The organism is Rhizorhabdus sp. GW822-FHT03C02 (assembly GCF_058801765.1).
In genome coordinates this window covers 1,436,357-1,451,069 of the sequence record NZ_JBXANN010000001.1, presented here as the reverse complement: position 1 = coordinate 1,451,069, position 14,713 = coordinate 1,436,357, and the positions used below count along the sequence as shown (strand labels likewise).

The 14,713-nt window shown below is 67.3% G+C and carries 13 protein-coding genes; 5 read left to right on the top strand and 8 right to left on the bottom strand.

Annotation, left to right across the window (positions count from 1 at the left end; genetic code table 11):
- Positions 1–29: 29 nt before the first annotated feature.
- Together AC1RM6_RS06600 and AC1RM6_RS06595 are read right to left on the bottom strand one after the other, a co-directional pair.
- A complete protein-coding gene (locus AC1RM6_RS06600) occupies positions 30–2,234 on the bottom strand; it encodes a TonB-dependent receptor (protein WP_493099277.1) in 2,205 nt (734 codons plus the stop codon).
- Positions 2,235–2,342: 108 nt separating this feature from the next.
- Positions 2,343–3,725 (bottom strand): MmgE/PrpD family protein, encoded by a 1,383-nt coding sequence (locus AC1RM6_RS06595; RefSeq protein WP_493099275.1) that lies wholly within the window; start codon positions 3,723–3,725, stop codon positions 2,343–2,345.
- A gap of 98 nt (positions 3,726–3,823) precedes the next feature.
- Here AC1RM6_RS06595 and AC1RM6_RS06590 point away from each other — a divergent pair, with 98 nt between their 5' ends.
- The 3 genes from AC1RM6_RS06590 to AC1RM6_RS06580 all read left to right on the top strand — a co-directional run bounded on the left by AC1RM6_RS06590 (position 3,824) and on the right by AC1RM6_RS06580 (position 7,289).
- Positions 3,824–5,101 (top strand): MFS transporter, encoded by a 1,278-nt coding sequence (locus AC1RM6_RS06590; protein WP_493099273.1) that lies wholly within the window; start codon positions 3,824–3,826, stop codon positions 5,099–5,101.
- Positions 5,098–6,219: a CapA family protein gene (locus tag AC1RM6_RS06585; RefSeq protein WP_493099272.1), complete on the top strand. Its 1,122-nt coding sequence runs from the start codon at positions 5,098–5,100 to the stop codon at positions 6,217–6,219. The genes AC1RM6_RS06590 and AC1RM6_RS06585 overlap by 4 nt, the downstream gene beginning before the upstream one ends.
- A 104-nt stretch (positions 6,220–6,323) precedes the next feature.
- Positions 6,324–7,289, top strand: coding sequence for a LacI family DNA-binding transcriptional regulator (locus tag AC1RM6_RS06580; RefSeq protein ID WP_493099270.1), 966 nt, complete (start codon positions 6,324–6,326; stop codon positions 7,287–7,289).
- 124 nt (positions 7,290–7,413) lie between these two features.
- Here AC1RM6_RS06580 and AC1RM6_RS06575 read toward each other — a convergent pair whose 3' ends face one another.
- Entirely contained in the window at positions 7,414–8,448 is a 1,035-nt protein-coding gene (locus tag AC1RM6_RS06575) for a hypothetical protein (RefSeq protein WP_493099268.1), read from the bottom strand.
- A complete protein-coding gene (locus AC1RM6_RS06570; protein ID WP_493099266.1) occupies positions 8,445–9,563 on the bottom strand; it encodes a CapA family protein in 1,119 nt (372 codons plus the stop codon). Before AC1RM6_RS06570 ends, AC1RM6_RS06575 begins: the two co-directional genes overlap by 4 nt.
- 123 nt (positions 9,564–9,686) lie before the next feature.
- On the opposite strand from AC1RM6_RS06570, the gene AC1RM6_RS06565 reads away from it, so the two are divergent.
- Both AC1RM6_RS06565 and AC1RM6_RS06560 read left to right on the top strand, forming a co-directional pair.
- Complete coding sequence (locus AC1RM6_RS06565) at positions 9,687–10,853, top strand: cytochrome P450 (RefSeq protein WP_493099264.1); 1,167 nt, start codon at positions 9,687–9,689, stop codon at positions 10,851–10,853.
- Positions 10,854–10,920: 67 nt separating this feature from the next.
- Positions 10,921–11,955 carry an oxidoreductase gene (locus tag AC1RM6_RS06560; protein WP_493099262.1) on the top strand — a complete coding sequence of 345 codons (1,035 nt, stop codon included), beginning with the start codon at positions 10,921–10,923 and terminating at the stop codon, positions 11,953–11,955.
- A gap of 7 nt (positions 11,956–11,962) precedes the next feature.
- Here AC1RM6_RS06560 and AC1RM6_RS06555 read toward each other — a convergent pair whose 3' ends face one another.
- From AC1RM6_RS06555 to AC1RM6_RS06540, 4 genes are all read right to left on the bottom strand, one after another.
- Entirely contained in the window at positions 11,963–12,199 is a 237-nt protein-coding gene (locus AC1RM6_RS06555) for a hypothetical protein (protein ID WP_493099259.1), read from the bottom strand.
- 113 nt (positions 12,200–12,312) lie between these two features.
- Positions 12,313–13,170, bottom strand: coding sequence for a pirin family protein (locus AC1RM6_RS06550; RefSeq protein WP_493099257.1), 858 nt, complete (start codon positions 13,168–13,170; stop codon positions 12,313–12,315).
- A complete protein-coding gene (locus AC1RM6_RS06545) occupies positions 13,167–13,952 on the bottom strand; it encodes a DODA-type extradiol aromatic ring-opening family dioxygenase (protein ID WP_493099255.1) in 786 nt (261 codons plus the stop codon). Before AC1RM6_RS06545 ends, AC1RM6_RS06550 begins: the two co-directional genes overlap by 4 nt.
- Before the next feature lie 60 nt (positions 13,953–14,012).
- Positions 14,013–14,633: a YceI family protein gene (locus AC1RM6_RS06540; protein ID WP_493099253.1), complete on the bottom strand. Its 621-nt coding sequence runs from the start codon at positions 14,631–14,633 to the stop codon at positions 14,013–14,015.
- Between the last annotated feature and the right edge of the window lie 80 nt (positions 14,634–14,713).

Below are 14,713 nucleotides of genomic sequence, written 5' to 3'. Positions count from 1 at the left end.
ATTCTCACCCGCATCCGCCCGTCAGGCGATCAGAATTTCGCGACCGCGCGGACACCATAGGTGCGCGGGGCACCATAGATGCTGCCGCCGTCGGCGCTCGACGAATTCTGGATCTGCGACGCGATATAGGTCTTGTCGGTGAAGTTCGAGACATAGCCCTCGAGCTTGTACTTGTCGTTGATGTCGAGCGTCAGCCGGGCATCGAACACGTCGCGGCTCGGCACGATCGTGTTGACGCTGGGGAAGGGGGTCGCGACCTGCATCGACAGATGCGACCATTGCACGCGCGGGGTGAGCGACATCGTCTCGCCCAGCGGCACCGCATATTGGACGCCGGCGTTGATCGTCCATTTCGGCGAGAAGGGCAGCACCCGGCCCTTGGGGACGAAGCGCAGGTTGGTCGGGCAGCCGGCATCAGTACCCGCCGAGTTGGTGTCGGTGATGCAGGTGCTGTCGGCGAAGCGGGCATGGAGATAGCCGGCGCCGGCATTGACCGAGAAACCGCCGAACTGGCCGGTGACCTCGAGCTCGCCGCCATAGCTGTGTCCCGATGCCGCATTCTGGGTCAGCGGCAGGCCGGCGAGCAGGCTTGAAAACTGGATGTCCTTGTAATCCGAATAGAAAACGTCGCCGTTCACCCGCAGATGGCGGTCGAGCAGGGTGGTCTTCACGCCGGCTTCGTAGACGCGGTTGGTCTCGGGCCCGAAATTGGGGGTGTTGATCGTCAGGTTGACGCCACCCGCCTTGTAACCCTGCGATGCCGTCACATAGAGCAGGGTCTGGTCGAGATGATAGTTGATGCCGACCTTGCCGGTGACCTTGTTCGACTTCTGGGTCGCGATCAGGCTGGCGCCGGCGGGCACCGCCCCCGCGGGGATCAGCCGGTTATAGACCTGCTTGTCGCTCGAATAGCGTACGCCCGCGATCAGTTCGAGCGGCTCGGTGACGAACCAGTTGGCCTGGCCGAACACCGATTTCGAGACATTGTGCGCGCGCGTCTTGAAGGTCGAGGTCGACGAGACGAAGTCGGTGGTGTGGTTGTTGTCGCGCTGCGAGAAGGTGTCGACGAACTCGTCGAGATAGAAGGCGCCGACCACCCAGTTGAACGGCCCCTTGCCGGTCGACAGCAGGTTGATCTCGCCGATCGCGGTGTCGAACTTGGTGCTGACCAGGCTGACCCGGCCGACCGCGGTCGCGGGCGGGCGCGGCAGCGCGGTCGCGGTGCGATCGCCGTCGGTCTGGTCGATCGTCTTGAGATCCTGGTAGGAGAAGAGCGCGCGGAAATCGATGCCCGGGGTGACCGCGATCTTGCTCTCGCCCGACAGGCGGTAGCCGTCCTGGTTCTGGAACGAGCGCGCATCCTCCTCGATCACGAACGGATCGGTCGAGACGGTGTCGCCGCGGCGCTTGACCGCATTGTTGTCCGACTTGCTGTCGAAATAGTCGAAGCGCAGATTGAGCCGGACGACCTCGTCGTTCGAGCGCGCCGCCAGGTTGAAGCGGCCGGCATAGAGATGGACGTTGCCGGGATCGCTCGGCGACGGGCCGATATTCTTGGTGAAGCTGCCGCGGACGTCGCGGGTGCCCGCGACGCGGATCGCGACATTGTCGCTGAACGGCAGGTTGAGCGCGGCAACGGTCTTGTAGGCGTCGTAATTGCCCGCGGTCTGGTCGATATAGCCCGAGATATGGTCATATTCGGGGTTCGGGGTGCGGACATAGATCGCGCCGCCGGTCGAATTCTGGCCGGTCAGCGTGCCCTGCGGGCCGCGCAGCACCTCGATCGAGCCGATATCGTAGAAGCTCTGGCCGATGAACTGCTCGTGCGGGATCAACTGGCCGTCGATGTAGAAGGCGACGCCGGGGTTCGAGGTCGGCGCCGACTGAGCGATGCCGACCCCGCGGATGTTGATGAAGGTCGAGCGGTTGAAGGTGTTGATCGCGACCGAGGGTGCGACCTGCTGGATGTCGGCGAGATTGTTGACGCCCTTGCGCGACAGGTCGGCGGCGTTGAGCACGGTGGCCGAGATCGGCACGTCCTGGAGGCTCTGGGTGCGGCGCTCGGCGGTGACGACGATCTCCTCGAGCGCGCCATCGGCGGCCTGGTCGGCGGCGGCGGGCGCGGCTTCGGCCGGCGCGGCGCTCTGGGCGAGGGCCGGACCGGCAAGCGTTGCGATCGACAGGCCGGCGACGCTGACCAGCAGGTGACGGCGGATGCTGGAATGAGACGACATGGAAATGGCTCCCCTTTTGGAAATCGGCGCACTCACGTCGCCTTCAGACAGGAACCGCTTAATCCTGCCTCCAGCCATATGCAAGCGCGTACATTCCGATATGTCACATTACAGTTTCTCGAACAGGGTCATGCTATCAGCCAAGCCGTCGATCGCAAGGATCGAATCCGCCAATTTTCCGCCATTTTTCAATGAAATCGATTGATTTGCCTGGGCGGCGCAGGCGATGAACTTCGCCCTGAGCGCGGCGTCCGAAAGCGGCCGGTCGGGATGGCCAAGCGCGACCTCGACCGACTCGCTGAAGCGGCCGCCATCGGCGGTGCGGATCGTCAGCACCCCCGAGGCGGCCTGGGCATGGCCCCAGTCGGGATGCTGCTCGAACGCGACCCGCGCCGCCAGCGCGCGGGTGCGCGGATCGGCGAGCCGCGCGGGGGCGAAGCTGTCGAGGGTCACCTCATCCTCGGTCAGCGCCGCTGCGATCGTGAAGGGGATCGAGAATTTGGCGTCGATCGCGACCGACGGCGCGCTCTTGCGATCGGCCGGCTCGACCAGCATCCGCTGGACCGCGCCGCCGACCGCGACGATGCCGACGATCGCGTCGGGATCGATCGCGTGGCGCCGCCGCAGCGTCTGGACCGCCTCGATATAGGCATGGGTGCCGCGACAGGCGGGCCATTGCTTGAAGCTGAGCTGCTCGATCCAGAAATGCGTGCCGAGGCCATCGAGGATGGCGCCGGGATCATATTCGTTCTGCGCATAGAGCCGGAAGAAGCCCGCGCGTCCCTCGAACGGCGCGTCGAAGCCGCGGATGCCGGCCTTCGCCAGCGCCGCGAGCTGCACCGCCGACTGGGCGGGAAAGGCCTCGCGGATCGCGCGGATCACGGTGTCGCGGCTATATTTGATCTCGCCGGGGCCACCCATCTGGCACAGCATCAGCGAGAAGGCGTCGAGCATCTGTTCGGCTGAAAGCCGTTGCAGCCGCCCCGCCGCGGCGACAGCGCCGAAGGCGCCGAGCATCGGCGGCGGATACCAGCCGCCATCCTCCATCGGCCGGCGCAGGCTGAGCCCGAGCCGGCAGACGAGGTCGCAGCCAATCGCGATCGCGGCGAGCAGTTCGCGCCCCGACACCCCGCCAACCGCCTGCGCGGTCGCCAGCACCGCGGGCAGCAGCGAGGCATTGGGATGGCTGGGCGCGGCGTCGAACGCATCCTCATAATCGAGCGCATGCGCCATCGCGCCATTGGCGAGCGCTGCGAGCATCGGCGTGGTGGTGAAGCCATGGCCGAGCACCGTCGCGGGGCCGGCGCCGCCCCGCGCCTGCTCGACGAACGGCACGACATCGGGGCTCAGCCCGCTCGCCGCCAGCATCACCCCGACCCCGTCGAGCAGCGCGCGCTTGGCGGCGTGGATCGTCGCCGCGGACAGGGCCTCGACCGGGCAACAGGCGACATGATCGGCGATCCTTGCGCTCAGTCCCTCACTCGATTCCATCGACGATCCTCTCGATTGTAAGCGCTTGCTATTGCGCAGCTGTGCCGCATCGGCGATGATGCTGTCGAGGATTAATCACCCAAAAGCGGAGAAGATGGATGAGCGTGCCGATGGCGAGCATGAGCGCGAAGATACGCTATCGGCTGATCATACCGACGATCTTGCTGATGCTGATCAGCTCGCTCGACCGGGTCAATGTCAGCTTCGCGGCGCTGCAGATGAACGCCGAACTGGGCTTTTCGCCGAGCCAATATGGCTTCGGCGCGGGCATATTGTTTCTCGGTTTCCTGTCGGGCCAATATCCCAGCATCCTGATCCTGCAGCGGGTCGGCATGCGGATCTGGCTGCCCGCCTGCACGATCCTGTGGGGCGCCTGCGCGGGGGCGATGGCGTTCATCGACAATCATTGGCAATTCTATGTGCTGCGGGTGCTGCTGGGGTTCGCCGAGGGCGGGCTGGCGCCGGGGCTGGTGCTCTATCTCAGCCAATATGCGACCGAACGCGAGCGGGCGACGACCTTCGCGATGCCTATGCTCGCCATCCCGATCTCGATCGTGATCGGCGGGCCGATCTCGGGCTGGCTGATGAGCATGAGCCCGATGGGGATGGCGGGCTGGCGCTGGATGTTCCTCGGCGAGGCGATCCCGACGATCCTGGTCGGCATCGCCGCCTGGTTCTATTTTCCCAACGGCCCCGCCGACACCAAATGGCTCGATCCCCGGGAGAAGGCGTGGCTCGCCGCCAACGCCGCCAACCGGCCCGAGACCGCGCGCGGCAATGACTGGAGCGTGCTCAAGCAGCCGATCGTCTGGGCGTCGGCGCTGCTGTGGTTCTGCCTGTTGTCGGGGGCCTACGGCATCATGTTCTGGTTGCCGCAGATGGTGAAGCAGATGACCAGCCTGACCCCGGTCGAGATCGGGCTGGTCAATGCGCTGCCGTGGATCGGCAATGTCTTCGGCATCTATTTCAACGCCACCCATTCGGACCGCACCGGCGAGCGCTTCTGGCATATCGCGGTGCCGGCGCTGATCACCGCGGTCGCGATCCTCACCGCGGCCGCGGCCGGCGCGAGCATCCTTGGGCTGGTCGCGCTGTTCGCCGCCGGCATCGGCCTCGGCGCCGCACAGGGCGCGTTCTGGGCGTTGCCGACCGCGATGTTCACCCCGGCGACCTTCGCGGTCGGCGCGGTCGCGATCAACATCGCCGGCAGCTCGGGCGGGCTGGTCATGCCGCACCTCGTCGGTTTCCTGCGCGAGGCGAGCGGCGGCTTCGGCGGGCCGACCCTGCTGATCGCCGGAATCCTGGTACTGGCGGCGGTGCTGGTGCTGGCGATCCGCGCCAGCCAGAGCGGCAAGCCGGCGCCCGTGCGATCGTGAGCGAAAGCTTCTCGATCCTCGGGGTCGGCGACGTCGGCGCCAAGCGTGCCGATATCGGGTCGATGTTCACGCATGTCCGCGACGACCTGCGCCGCGGCGCCGCGGTGTTCGGGCAGCTCGAGACGACGGTCTCGGACCGCGGCGCGATCGTCCCCAATGCCCGGCTGGCGATGCGCGCGCCCGCGGCGCTGGCGCCGGCGCTCGCCGAGGCCGGGTTCACGATGATGTCGTTCGCCGGCAACCATTGCCTCGATTGGGGCTATGAGGCGTTCCACGACACCCGTGCGCACATGGCGGCGGCCGGGATCGGGCTGGCCGGGGCAGGGGCCGATGTCGCCGAGGCGTGGCAGCCGGTCTACGCCGACGTCGGGGACACCCGGATCGCGCTGGTTGCCGCCAATGCGATCCTGCCCGAAGGCTATGCCGCCGATGCCGACAAGCCCGGCTGCGCGCCGCTGCGCGCGCATACCCTCTACGAGCAGATCGAACATGACCAGCCGGGCACTCCGGCGCGGATCCGCAGCCATGCCCATCGCGGCGATCTCGCCAGCCTGATCGCGGCGGTCCGCACCGCGCGGGCCGAGGCCGATATCGTGCTGCTGTCGCTCCACTGGGGCATCCACATGGTGTCGGGCACGCTCGCCGAATATCAGGTCGAGGTCGCCGCGGCGGCGATCGAGGCGGGGGCGAGCGCGATCCTCGGCCATCATCCGCATCTGATGAAGGGGATCGGCTTCCACCGCGGCTGCCCGATCTTCTACAGCCTCGGCAATTTCGCGATCGAACAACCGCATGTGTGGGATCCGGCGATCGTGAAGACCGCCTCGTTCCGCCACCTCGTCAGCCTCAATCCGAGCTGGCAGATGGAGGCCAGCTATATGCTGCCCGAGGAGACCCGGATCACCGGCATCGTCGATCTGGTGATCCGCGACCGCGCGGTCGCCGAGGTCCGGTTTCTGCCGTGCTGGGTCGGCGACGATTCGGCGCCGCGCCGCCTGGCCGCCGGCGATGGACTGTTCGTCCGGGTGCACGAGCATCTGCTGTCACTGTGCGCGCGCGAAGGGCTGGCGACGGCGATCGCGGTCGATGGCGATGCCCTGATCCTGCGGCCCGCCTGACCCGCCGACCCTTTATCCAATCGTTTGTGTAAAGCCTCTTCCGGCACCGCAACTTCCTGTTAGATGAGCCTATGCAGCGCGAACGCGACCCGAGACTGGAAGAAGTGGCCAAACTGGCCGGCGTATCTTCGGCGACCGTATCGCGCTTCTTCAGCCGGCCGGCGATGCTGTCGCCGGCGACCGCCGAGCGGGTTCGCCAGGCGGTCAGCGACATCGGCTATGTCCCCAATCTGATGGCGGGCAGCCTCGCCTCGAACCGCAGCGGGCTGGTCGCGGCGCTGGTGCCCGACGTCGCCCAGTCGATCTTCAACGCGACGATCGAGGCGATGGTCGACGAATTGTCGGTCGACGGCCATATCGTCATGCTCGGGCTGACCGGGATCGACAATGCCCGCATGCCGAGCCTGATCTCGGCCGCGCTCGCCCGCCGCGCCGACGCGATCATCCTGACCGGCATCCTCACCGACCGGGCGAGCCGCGAGCTTATGCGCAATCGGCGTACAACCGTCATCGAGACCTGGGGGCTGCCCGACGACCCGATTGATATCGCGGTCGGATTTTCGCATTATGCGGTCGGGCAGGACATCGCCCGCTTCGCGCGCAGCCGCGGCTATCGCCGGCCGCATCTGCTGGCGGCATCGGGGACCCGCGCGATGGAGCGCCGCCAGGGCTTCGTCGACGATTGGATCGCCGCAGGCGGCGACGCGCCGACCGAACAGGCGTTCGAAAGCCAGACCCGCTTCGGCCAGGGCCGCGCCGCCTTCCGGTCGCTGCGCGACCTCGACCCGCGCCCCGACCTGGTCGTGTGCAGCTCGGACTGGCTCGCGCAGGGGGTGCTCGTCGAGGCGCTCGCCGCCGGGGTGCGGGTGCCCGACGAACTGGCGGTGATCGGCTTCGGCAATCTCACCATCGCCGCCGAGATGCGCCCGACGATCACCACGGTCGACATCGACGGCGCCCGCATCGGCCGCGAGGCGGTCAACGTCCTGCGCCGCCGTGCCGCGGGCGAGGATATACCGTCGAACCATATCGACGTGGGGTTCCGGCTGGTGGTACGCGAGAGCGCCTGAGGCGACCGTTCGCCCGTATCCGCGAACGTCAGTATCCCGGACTTGATCCGGGATCTCACTTCTTTCCTTTCCGTCAGAAAAGGCAAAGAGATCCCGGATCAAGTCCGGGATGACGAGGAGCAGGTCAGCCGGCTTCCGCCCGCGCTTCCCGCTTCGCACGATCGAAGCGCGGTGCGAGCGACAGCAGCACGATCGCGACGATCAGCAGACCGGCGCCGATCGTCTCGGGCAGGGTCGGCGCCTTCAGCCCCCAGAAGGCCGCGAGGATGTATGCGGCGACGATCCCCGCGAGCAGGCTCGACGAGCGTTCGAGGGGCACGCAATAGCTGTTCTCGCGCGGGTCGAGCAGGATCAGCGCGGCGAAGATCGAGATGATCGTCAGGGTGACCGCGATCCCTGCGAGCGGCCAGATCACCGGATCGGTCCAGACCGCGAGAAAGCCCCAGCCGAGTTCGCCCGCCTGACTGCCGAGGCCGCTCGCCGACAGCGCGGCGAGGGCGGCGACCGACAGCGGCAGCGCGATCATCTTCTCCTCGACGAAATAGCGCCGCGTCGCCGCCGGGTCGCCGCTCTTCGATATCCGCGTCATCACCGCAAGGCGGATGAAATAGCCGATCGTGTAGAGGATCACCGTCGCGATCGCGAGCGGGGGCAGGTTGAAGCCGCCGCGCTGGCGGACGACGAAGGCGAGCGCCAGCGCGACGATGCCGAGCGCGGTCCAGCTCCACCAGCGCACCCGCCGGCCGAAGATCAGGTCGACCAGCGGCGCGACGATCAGGATGTCGCCGCGCATCAGCAGCTGGATGAACGGGATGCTCACCCCCTCGAAGGTGAACGACAAGGGCACGGTGAACAGCACCAGCGCGGTCCCGATCCCCGAGACGAAGGTTGCCATGGTCGGCACCGGCAGCCGGTGCCCGGCGATGCGGACGCCATGCGCGTCGCGGTGCCAGCCCGAGGCCCAGATGAAGGCATAGGTGAGGATGAGGTTGAGGATCAGCGAGGCTGGCAGTGTCTCGAGCCCGGTCAGCGCGCGGCCGAGCCCCGGATGCGGCTGACTCGTCACCAGCTTGGTGACGATGATGTTGGGCAGATAGCTGAGGAAATAGAGGAAGGTGATCAGCTCGATCGCGAGCGGCGTCCTGGTGCGCAGGCTCATGCGGCCTGTTCCAGCACGACATGGTCGCCGACGGTGCGGAAGCCGGCGTTGAGCCCGGCCTCGGCGCCGACCGCGCGCAGATAGGCGACGACCTCGTCGAAGCGCGGATCGTCGGGCGGCAATATCCGCGGCACCGCGTCGCGATCGATCCACAGCGGCAGCAGCCCGGCACTCGTCACTTTGCCCCCGGCGACTTCGATCCGCGCGATCATCGACATGCGCGCGGCCGCGGGGAAATTATAGAGGCTGTCGAAATCGGGCACCCAATCCTCGGCCAGCGCCTGGATCTCGCGGAAGCTCTTGCTCGCGGCATGGACCGGATCCATCCGCAGGTCGGTCGCGAAATTGCACAGGCTGTAGAAGACCGGCTTGCCGTCGATCAGTTCGATGCCCTTGAGGATATGGGCGTGATGACCGAGGATCGCGTCGGCCCCGGCGGCGATCGCCGCGCGGGCGACGTCGCGCTGATAGTCGGCGATCTCGGCGCGGACGAAATGAATGCCCCAATGGTGCGAGACCAGGACGATGTCGGCCTGCGCCCTGGCCGCACGGATATCCGCCTCCATCGCCGCGAGATCCTCGCGGTGCGGGAAGCTGTGGATGCGGGGCGGGGTGCCGGGCTGGTCGTGCTCGATCTGCTCGTAGATGGTGTGCGCACGCATCGGCGCGCAGCCCGGGCGGCGCTCGTCGGCCCAATAGCTCATCGGCAGGATCGAACTATAAGCGAGGATCGCGACCGTTGTGCCGTCGGGCAGGGTCGAGAGCACCGGTTCCCGCGCCTTGGCGATGTTCGCGCCGACCCCGACCACCTGGATGTCGGCCGCCTCCAGATTGGCGATGGTCTCGAAAAAGGCGTCATTGCCCCAGTCGAGGCAATGATTGCCGGCGAAGGAGATCACGTCATAGCCGGCGCGGCCGAGCGCCGCGGCGCCCTCGGGCACCGCCAGCACCGCATGGCGGGCCTGGGGCAGCCGGGTGCCGCGTTCGGCGAAGCTGGTCTCGAGCTGGCCGAACACCAGGTCGGCGGCGCGCAGCGCCTCGGCACAGCCGGCGAAACAGGCATCGGGATCGTCACGGTCGGGCGCGATATCGCCGGTGGCCAGGATCAGGGGCATCGATCATCCTCTCGCGCTCGGCACCATGATGAGCGAACGTCACCCGACGATCATCGTCGAAAACCCAAAGCCATTGCAAGCGCTTTCATTATTGCCTAAGGGTTCGGTCATCAGGGAGGCCCAATGCAAGACTTCGATCCGCTTCTGCCGGAAACATTCGACAGCGCGAACGCCGACTACAAGGCGCTTCGGGCAAAATGCCCGGTCGCGCACAGCGATGCCTGGGGCGGGTTCTGGGCGCTGATGAAACATGCCGACGTCGCCGCGGCCGCCGCCGACAGCGCGACCTTCATCACCTCGAAGCAGAATGTCGTGCCCGCGGTCGCCTTCACCGGGCGGCGCCCGCCGCTCCATCTCGATCCGCCCGAGCATACGCCCTATCGGCGCGCGCTGGCGCCGCTGCTAACCGAACGCCGGGTGGCACGGTTCGAGCCGATCATCGCCGCGATCTGCGACGAGATGCTGGGCGAGATGGTCGCCAAGGGCGGCGGCGACATTTGTGAGGATTTCTCGGCGCGGATGCCGATCCAGGTGTTCGCGCACTGGATGAATCTGCCGCAGGACCAGATCATGTCGCTGAGCGAGGTCGGTCGCCGCTACAATATCGCGGTCCAGTCGGCCGACATGGAATCGACCAAGGAAACCAGCCTGCTGCTCTATGCGATGGCGCGCGACCTCGTCGCCGCCCGCAAGGCCGATCCGCTCGATCCCGCAACCGATGCGACCAGCGCGCTGCTGGCGACGCGGGTCGACGGCGAGCCCTTGCCCGACGAGATGATCGTCGGGACGATCCGCCAGGTGCTGGTGGTCGGGATCATCGCGCCGACGGTGCTGATCGGATCGATCGCGGTCCATCTGTCGCGCGACCAGGCGCTGCAGGCGCGGCTGCGCGCCGACCGCACGCTGGTGCCGGCGGCGGTCGACGAGTTCATGCGGCTCTATACGCCCTATCGCGGCTTCGCGCGCACCGCGACCCGCGATGTCACCCTGCACGGGCGGACGATCCCGATGGGCGAGCCGATCGCGCTGGTCTATGCCTCGGCCAACCGCGATGCCGATGTGTTCGAGGACCCCGAGACCTTCAAGCTCGACCGGCCGAACATGAAGGATTCGCTCCATTTCGGCCGCGGCACCCATATGTGCGTCGGCGCGGCGCTTGCCCGGCTTGAAATGGTGGTCGCGCTCGACCGGATGCTCGCGGTGCTGCCGACCTTCGACCTGGCGGGCGAGGTGGTGCCGACCCGTTTCCCCGAGATCGGCGCGCTCAAGGTGCCGCTGCACTTCGTGTGAGGCTCCCCAAGCGCTTGCCGGGCTGTTAAGCCGCTTCGCGCCGGATCGGCCGGCATGAGGAGATCGCATGTCGAAGCCGCTCGAGGTCGCGCTGGTCGGTTATGGGATGGCGGGCAAGGTCTTCCACGCGCCGCTGATCGCGGCCACGTCGGGGCTGGCGCTGACCACGGTAATTTCGAGCGATCCCGCCAAGGTCCATGCCGACTGGCCCGATGCGGTCGTCGTCGCCGATCTTCAGACCGCGCTGGCCGAGCGGCCGATCGACCTGGTGGTGATCGCCAGCCCCGATCATCTCCATGCCGACCATGCGGTGGCGGCGCTCAAGGCGGGCAAGCCCGTCGTCGTCGACAAGCCGTTTGCGACCGACCTCGACCAGGCGTGCCGGATCGCGGCACTGGGCACCGAGCGCGACCTGCTGGTGTCGGTCTTCCACAATCGCCGCTGGGATGCCGACTATCTGACGGTGCGCAAGCTGATCGGTTCGGGGCGGCTCGGCCGGATCGTCCAGTTTGAAAGCCATTTCGACCGTTATCGCCCGCAAATACTCGATCGCTGGAAGGATCGCCGCGACGGCGGCATCTGGCAGGATCTCGGGCCGCATCTGGTCGACCAGGCGCTGCATCTGTTCGGGATGCCGCAGGCGGTGTTCGCCGATCTCGCGATCCAGCGCCCCGGGGCCGCGGCGCCCGATTATGCCCATGTCCTGCTGCGCTATCCCGATCTGCGGGTGATCCTCCACGCATCACAGAGCACCCAGGCCAGCGGGCTGCGCTTCGCGATCCACGGCACCGCGGGCAGCTATATCAAGCATGGGACCGACCCGCAGGAGGGGCAGGCGACCGCGGGGCTGATGCCGGACGCGCCCGGCTGGGGCGTCGATCCGATCGCCGGCGAACTGACCGCGGTGGACGGCGACGGCGTGGCGCGGACCGAGGCCGTCGCGACCGAGCACGGCGACTATCCGTCTTATTATGCCGGGGTGCGCGATGCGATCCTTGGCGTGGATGAGAATCCGGTCGGGGCCGATGCCGCGCTGGCGGCCATGACGATCTTCGAAGCCGGCCTCGCCAGCGTACGCGAACGGCGCGAGATCGCGATCTGAGCCGCGATCAGATATCGGCCTCGTCGACGACCGGGCGGCTCTCGCGGGTACCGCGCATATAGCTGGTGGGATCGTTGATATCGGCGGCGATGACGACATGGTCGTCATGGACCTCGACCAGGGTGCCGGCGAACGGCCAGTCGGCGAGGCTGCCGGTCACCCGGTAGCTGACCGTATCACCGACCTTGAACGTCGCCGGATCGAAATTGAATTCGAACGGACAATCCTCACCCATTCCCTGCATCGGTCTCTCTCGTCTCGCATGCCTTGTCGTAGGCAGGCCATATAGCCGAGGCTCGCGCGGCTGGCACCCGCCATTGCGCGATCGGCCCGATCATCATCGCGGCGATGCCGGCTTTACCTGATTTCGGGAATCGCCCCGAACAGCCCGGCCTGATAGTCGCGGATCGCCTCGCCGATCTGTTCGCGCGTGTTCATCACGAACGGACCATGCGCCACCATCGGCTCGCCGATCGGCTCGGCATGGCCATAGAGGATCGTCGCGGGCTGGGTCGCCGTCACGTCGACATGGTCGCCGGTCCGGCCGAACTCGATCAGATGGGCGGGTTCGAGCGGAACCCCGCCGGCTTCGGGACGCCCGGCGACGACATAGAAGAAGATGTTGCGGCCGTCGGGCGCGGGCAGGGTGACCTGGCCGCCGGCCTCCAGTTCGACGGTCATCATCGCGACCCCGGTCAGCGTCGCGACCGGTCCCTCGCGTCCGGCGAAATGGCCGGCGATCAGATTGACCTTGCCGCGCTCGACCGAGATCGCCGGAATATCCTCGCGCTGGAGACCGACATAGGCCGGCGGGGCCATTTTGAGCCGGCCGGGCAGGTTGACCCAGAGCTGCAATATCTCGAGCGGGCCGCCGTCGCGCTTGAACGAGGCCGGCGAAATCTCGGCATGGACCAGCCCGGAGCCCGCGGTCATCCACTGGACGCCACCGGCGCGGATCACGCTTTCATGGCCGCCGCTGTCGAGATGCGCCATTTCGCCGGCCAGGATGAAGCTGACCGTCTCGAAGCCGCGATGCGGATGCGGGCCGAACGGCAGGCCCCCATTGCCCGGACGATAGGTCTGCGGCCCATGATGGTTGAGGAACAGGAACGGATCGACCTGCGGCAAGCCGGGGCCCGGCAGCGGCCGCCGGGTCGAGAGATCGCCGATATCGTCGCGCAGGGCGGCATGCTGGCGCAGAACCTCGCGGATCATGCGAAGCTATACCCCGAAATCGCCGTCTTGAGCACATGTTCGGCATAGATGCGGCTGCCCGGCGCTTCGGAGGCCCCCGCCGCGACCATCAGCGGCAGCAGATGCTCCTCGCGCGGGTGCGACAGGCGACCGGCGGGCGCATCGGCCCAGTGGACGAGCGCGGCGGCGCGCTGGGCCGGCTGGGCCTCGACCGTAGCGGTCAGCCAGGCATCGAACTGGTCCGACGGATCGGTGAAGCGCGGGTCGCCATAGCCGCGCATATTGTGGAAGCTCATCCCCGACGCGACGATCAGCACGCCCTCGTCGCGCAGCGCCGCGAGCGCCCGACCCGCGGCGATATGCTGCGCGGGGTCGAGATCGCGATCGACCGACATCTCGACGACCGGAATATCGGCATCGGGGAAGGCGACCTTGAGCGGCACGAACACGCCATGGTCGAGCCCGCGGGCCGGGTCGACCCAGGCGGTCATGCCCGCCTCCGCCAGCAGCGCCGCGGCGCGCGCGGCGAGGCCGGGATCGCCCGGCGCATCGTAGCGCAACTCATAGGTGTGCGCGGGAAAGCCGCCATAATCGTAGATCAACGGCGGCTGGACGGCGCCGGTGAAGGCGAAGCCGCGTGTCTCCCAATGGCCCGACACGACCAGGATCGCCTTGGGCCGCTCGGGCAGGCTGGCGGGAAGGGCGCGCAGGAACGCCTCCATGCCGGTCCAGTTGCCCGCGGGGTCGGGCATGAAGAAGCAGGGGCCGCCACCATGGGGGATGAACAGGCTGGGCTGACGCATGGCTATTTCCTCGATCGGGCCGGGCGGACGGCGGCGCAGATGCCCGCCGTCCGCTCGAACTTAACCCGCCTTCTTCTCGAAGGCTGCACTGATCCGCAGTTCGGTGCTGTCACCGATCAGCGGCACATAGGTCTTCACGCCATAATCGCTGCGCTTGATCGTCGTCGTCGCGTTGAAGCCGACGGTATAGGCCTTGCTCAGCGGATTGGTCCCGGCGCCGTTGAAGGTCGCGGCAAGCACCACCGGGCGGGTCACGCCGTGGAAGGTGAGATTGCCGGTGATCGCCGCCTTGTTGGCGCCGACCGGCACGACCTTGGTCGACACGAAACGGATCGTCGGGTGCGCGGCGGCGTCGAGCCAGTCGGCGCTCTTGAGCTCCTCGTCGAGCTTGGCGTTGGTGGTCGACACCGACCCGACCGGGATGCTGATGTCGACTTTCGCGGCCGCGACCTTGGCGGGATCGATCGATAGGCTGCCCGACACCGAGGTCAGGTCGCCATACCAGTCGGAGAAACCCATATGCGATACGGTGAATTGCACCCGGGTGTGCGCGGGCTCGACGGCATAGTCGCCGGCCTGCACCGCCTTGGGACTGGTGTTGGCCGGGCCGGACTGGGCAATGGCTGCGGCGCCGACGGTGGCGAGCAGCAGGGCGGCGGCGGACGTTGCGATATACTTCATGGATCGGACCCCGTGATGATGACCCACAGGAAATAGGCGTTGCGCCATTCGCACGGAATAGCCGTGCGATGCGACATTAT

What these genes read in the sequence shown, in the direction of transcription:
- AC1RM6_RS06600 (WP_493099277.1), bottom strand. Translation starts at nt 2,234, where the DNA reads ATGTCGTCTCATTCCAGCATCCGCCGTCACCTGCTGGTCAGCGTCGCC.
- AC1RM6_RS06595 (WP_493099275.1), bottom strand. Translation starts at nt 3,725, where the DNA reads ATGGAATCGAGTGAGGGACTGAGCGCAAGGATCGCCGATCATGTCGCC.
- AC1RM6_RS06590 (WP_493099273.1), top strand. Translation starts at nt 3,824, where the DNA reads ATGAGCGTGCCGATGGCGAGCATGAGCGCGAAGATACGCTATCGGCTG.
- AC1RM6_RS06575 (WP_493099268.1), bottom strand. Translation starts at nt 8,448, where the DNA reads ATGAGCCTGCGCACCAGGACGCCGCTCGCGATCGAGCTGATCACCTTC.
- AC1RM6_RS06570 (WP_493099266.1), bottom strand. Translation starts at nt 9,563, where the DNA reads ATGCCCCTGATCCTGGCCACCGGCGATATCGCGCCCGACCGTGACGAT.
- AC1RM6_RS06565 (WP_493099264.1), top strand. Translation starts at nt 9,687, where the DNA reads ATGCAAGACTTCGATCCGCTTCTGCCGGAAACATTCGACAGCGCGAAC.
- AC1RM6_RS06560 (WP_493099262.1), top strand. Translation starts at nt 10,921, where the DNA reads ATGTCGAAGCCGCTCGAGGTCGCGCTGGTCGGTTATGGGATGGCGGGC.
- AC1RM6_RS06555 (WP_493099259.1), bottom strand. Translation starts at nt 12,199, where the DNA reads ATGCAGGGAATGGGTGAGGATTGTCCGTTCGAATTCAATTTCGATCCG.
- AC1RM6_RS06550 (WP_493099257.1), bottom strand. Translation starts at nt 13,170, where the DNA reads ATGATCCGCGAGGTTCTGCGCCAGCATGCCGCCCTGCGCGACGATATC.
- AC1RM6_RS06545 (WP_493099255.1), bottom strand. Translation starts at nt 13,952, where the DNA reads ATGCGTCAGCCCAGCCTGTTCATCCCCCATGGTGGCGGCCCCTGCTTC.
- AC1RM6_RS06540 (WP_493099253.1), bottom strand. Translation starts at nt 14,633, where the DNA reads ATGAAGTATATCGCAACGTCCGCCGCCGCCCTGCTGCTCGCCACCGTC.